Annotated in this window: 8 protein-coding genes; 6 read left to right on the forward strand and 2 right to left on the reverse strand. The window is 41.5% G+C overall.

Annotated elements, in window-relative coordinates; genetic code table 11:
- The first annotated feature begins 184 nt into the window (after nucleotides 1-184).
- The 5 genes from F6K52_RS34765 to F6K52_RS37195 all read left to right on the forward strand — a co-directional run bounded on the left by F6K52_RS34765 (nucleotide 185) and on the right by F6K52_RS37195 (nucleotide 1,491).
- On the forward strand, nucleotides 185-367 hold the full coding sequence (locus F6K52_RS34765) for a hypothetical protein (protein WP_293089528.1): 183 nt from the start codon (nucleotides 185-187) through the stop codon (nucleotides 365-367).
- Nucleotides 352-483 carry a hypothetical protein gene (locus F6K52_RS34770; protein WP_364421237.1) on the forward strand — a complete coding sequence of 44 codons (132 nt, stop codon included), beginning with the start codon at nucleotides 352-354 and terminating at the stop codon, nucleotides 481-483. Before F6K52_RS34765 ends, F6K52_RS34770 begins: the two co-directional genes overlap by 16 nt.
- 91 nt (nucleotides 484-574) lie before the next feature.
- A complete protein-coding gene (locus tag F6K52_RS34775) occupies nucleotides 575-916 on the forward strand; it encodes a XisI protein (RefSeq protein ID WP_293089529.1) in 342 nt (113 codons plus the stop codon).
- A 126-nt stretch (nucleotides 917-1,042) separates the two neighbouring features.
- Complete coding sequence (locus F6K52_RS37190; protein WP_364421241.1) at nucleotides 1,043-1,258, forward strand: element excision factor XisI family protein; 216 nt, start codon at nucleotides 1,043-1,045, stop codon at nucleotides 1,256-1,258.
- 119 nt (nucleotides 1,259-1,377) lie between these two features.
- Nucleotides 1,378-1,491: an element excision factor XisI family protein gene (locus tag F6K52_RS37195; RefSeq protein ID WP_364421246.1), complete on the forward strand. Its 114-nt coding sequence runs from the start codon at nucleotides 1,378-1,380 to the stop codon at nucleotides 1,489-1,491.
- An 80-nt stretch (nucleotides 1,492-1,571) separates the two neighbouring features.
- Here F6K52_RS37195 and F6K52_RS34785 read toward each other — a convergent pair whose 3' ends face one another.
- Complete coding sequence (locus F6K52_RS34785) at nucleotides 1,572-1,997, reverse strand: hypothetical protein (RefSeq protein WP_293089530.1); 426 nt, start codon at nucleotides 1,995-1,997, stop codon at nucleotides 1,572-1,574.
- Nucleotides 1,998-2,092: 95 nt separating this feature from the next.
- On the opposite strand from F6K52_RS34785, the gene F6K52_RS34790 reads away from it, so the two are divergent.
- The gene (locus tag F6K52_RS34790) at nucleotides 2,093-2,437 is read left to right on the forward strand and encodes a hypothetical protein (protein ID WP_293089531.1); all 345 of its coding nucleotides are present in this window, start codon (nucleotides 2,093-2,095) and stop codon (nucleotides 2,435-2,437) included.
- Between the two features lie 61 nt (nucleotides 2,438-2,498).
- Here F6K52_RS34790 and F6K52_RS34795 read toward each other — a convergent pair whose 3' ends face one another.
- Nucleotides 2,499-2,729, reverse strand: coding sequence for a hypothetical protein (locus F6K52_RS34795; RefSeq protein WP_293089532.1), 231 nt, complete (start codon nucleotides 2,727-2,729; stop codon nucleotides 2,499-2,501).
- Nucleotides 2,730-2,951: the final 222 nt, after the last annotated feature.

The following is a 2,951-nucleotide window of genomic DNA, read 5'->3' on the forward strand; positions in this document are numbered from 1 at the left end:
TCTCTTGGTGGAACTGGCATCTTGCCAGTTTCAATATATTTTCGGGCGGGCAGGATGCCCACTCTACTCCTATTCAAAAGAAGACTGACGCAACGCCGGTAAATCAAGTCTTGAGGTTCCAATTGGGACTCTTAAAAATATATGGCGACAAGCTCAAATAGAGGAGGACAAAATTTAATGCGCTATGCAGTTGTTATTGAAAAGCGATGCAGCGCGGTCTTGGGAAGGCAGCGCGGTCTTGGGGGTCTCCCCCATGAGCGACTGCCGTGGTTCCCCCCATGAGCGACTGCATCAAGACAAGGAAAAAATAGCTACGGTGCTTATGTTCGAGATCTTCCTGGGTGTGTTGCGGTGGCAGAAACATTAGAAGAAGTTAAACAATTAATTACTGAGGCAGTGATTTTTCATTTGGAAGGATTGAAAGAAGATGGATTAAGTGCTCCTGAATCAGTGTCATTCTGTGAATATATTGAGGTGGCTTAGGGCGCACCCATCACACTCAACCAGAAACGATACCGTGCGGTATTCAGATTAGAATAGTCATTTATGATGTGAAACAGGAGGTAATTGTTCAATGGCTGTAGAGCAATATCGCCAGTATATTCGACATCTTCTTTCCGAACGTGCTCAACGGGCTTCACGGCAAACAATTGCACCAGAATACGAGGTTCAGACTGTCTTTGATACAGAGCAAGATCACTACCAACTGCTCTATGTTGGTTGGCGTGGGAATAAACGTGATTTTGGCTGTATTTTACATATTGATATCAAGGGTGGAAAAATTTGGATTCAGCATGACGGCACGGAAGAGGGACTTGCCAACCGATTAGTAGAAATGGGAGTGCCTAAACACGATATTGTTTTAGCTTTTCATGAACCTGAAGTACGTGATTTTACCGGTTTTGGTATAGGTTAAGGGTTAGAATAGATTTACAGATTAATCCCGAAAATACGGCAGTTTCCATAACTATCAAGTACACAAAATTGTTTTCCTGCTCCCTGCTCCCTGCTCCCTGCTCCCTGCTCCCTAAAAACCCAGAACATGGAAACCACAAATCAAGCCTTAGATCAATGGCGTGAAACCCTAGAAAATATTTTAAAGTATTACGCCAATCTTCCTTACCGTTATGGTGATGTAACCACCTCTGTAATTATCAGTAGCGATCGCAATCATTTTATGCTGCTACATGAAGGTTGGGAAAAGCATTGCCGTGTATATGGTACTATAGCAATCCTAAATAGGTCGTGGCAATTTTGAAAACTGTGATCTTTGCTATACATGGGTTTCAAGCTTATCACCTGTCACAACTCAAATAGGATTGCTATATAGTTCATGCTGAAATCCGCGATGGTAAAATCTGGATTCACTACGATGGGATTGAGGATGGTATCACGGATGAATTGGTTGCCACAGGAGTACCGAAGGATAGGATTGTTCTTGCTTTTCATCCCCCTGATATTCGTCAACATACTGGATATGGGATTGCATAGCAAAGGGAACAGTCCAGTAAGGTGATAATGATGTTTTTTTGGTTAAGATGCTGAATCCGATCAAGCAAAGCCAGTGGTTGTTAAGCCAATTTCCCGACTATAGTCAGTAATTTCTTGGAATCGCTATTTAGTAGCAACCCTTCTCTGTCTTCAACATCTGAAAGGTCTTCCAGCATTTCTACTAAATAACCGTTTGGTTCTGCTACACACCAACAATAGGGATTAATTTTGTCCGGATGTCCTTCTGGTAAATCTGTTGCCACCAGAGTTTGATAATGCCTAGCCAGAAGCTTCGCTAACCACAAATAGTCTTTCCCTAGTGAAACTTCCTTTGTATAGGAAATAGTTATATCCATAGGAAAACCTATTTCATAGTCGTTTATCATTACAAATGCTTCGGCTTGACTATCAGGATAGTTTAAGGTTTCACATCTTAAATCGAGGGTTTGAGATACAAATTGAATCAACTCATATTCATCTACTACTTTATTTAGGTAAAATTGCATGTCTGTGGACAACATAAATTACGGCGGTTTGCATAACCATCAGGTACACAGAACGGGCTAAGATAGGATGACATTGTCTTATGAAGGTTTTTGATATGACAAGTTTATTACAGTATGTCACGAATGAACAGGGAGAACGAGTTGGGGTTTTATTGGATTGGAACACCTATTCTCGACTCGCTAATCCATTAGGGTTGGATGAGGAGTGTTTACTTGGTTTGAGTGTAGATGAGTTAGAAGCACTGGCAAGTTGTAAATTGGCTGTGGCATATCAAACTCGTTTGGATGATTTAGTGGCGAGAAATGTAGAATCATTGCTATGCACTGATGAGGTGGCTGAGTTAGATGACTTGTTGGGAAAGGCGGATCAATTGACCATTCTCAAAACTCGCGCCAGATATACACTTAAGTGCTTAGAAAATGGGACAACGGCAGCGTGAGTGTTTACATTCGGATTCAGTTACAGCGACAAATTCGTAATCGCTTTAGTTATTCTATTTATCAACAATTTTGATTCTTATTTTTCAGACGTTGAGCAAGTAAACAATCCTCAAAGCTCAATGCTTCTTCGTCTAGGAAGTTGGAAATTGCCATTTCAATGGTAGCTTCCAGGGAACATTCCAATTCCGTAGACTTTTCCTGGAGTGCAACTTTGATGTAGTCAGGCAAATACTTGACAAGCTGAGCGATCGCATCTGGGGAAAGGTGTTGGGTGGTGAAGGTTTGAGTCATAAGACTAGGGTTGGTTAAACCAGTGGTTATTTTTCCATTTCTCTTTATCCTAGTCTGCCTTAGTAAGCTGTTGTACATTTAAACTGTATATTATTACTCCCGGTTCGCCCATTTTAAATCGAGTTAGAAAAAGCTGAAGGATTGAATCAGAGGTCTCGAGTATGGTACAAATGCACTGAGCAGACGGGCTGGGATTTTCCGGCGTCGGAACTGCACAAAGGG

It is taken from the genome of Moorena sp. SIO3H5 (assembly GCF_010692395.1).
Lineage (GTDB): Bacteria > Cyanobacteriota > Cyanobacteriia > Cyanobacteriales > Coleofasciculaceae > Moorena.

What these genes read in the sequence shown, in the direction of transcription:
- F6K52_RS34775 (WP_293089529.1), top strand. Translation starts at nt 575, where the DNA reads ATGGCTGTAGAGCAATATCGCCAGTATATTCGACATCTTCTTTCCGAA.
- F6K52_RS34790 (WP_293089531.1), top strand. Translation starts at nt 2,093, where the DNA reads ATGACAAGTTTATTACAGTATGTCACGAATGAACAGGGAGAACGAGTT.
- F6K52_RS37190 (WP_364421241.1), top strand. Translation starts at nt 1,043, where the DNA reads ATGGAAACCACAAATCAAGCCTTAGATCAATGGCGTGAAACCCTAGAA.
- F6K52_RS34795 (WP_293089532.1), bottom strand. Translation starts at nt 2,729, where the DNA reads ATGACTCAAACCTTCACCACCCAACACCTTTCCCCAGATGCGATCGCT.
- F6K52_RS34765 (WP_293089528.1), top strand. Translation starts at nt 185, where the DNA reads ATGCAGTTGTTATTGAAAAGCGATGCAGCGCGGTCTTGGGAAGGCAGC.
- F6K52_RS34785 (WP_293089530.1), bottom strand. Translation starts at nt 1,997, where the DNA reads ATGCAATTTTACCTAAATAAAGTAGTAGATGAATATGAGTTGATTCAA.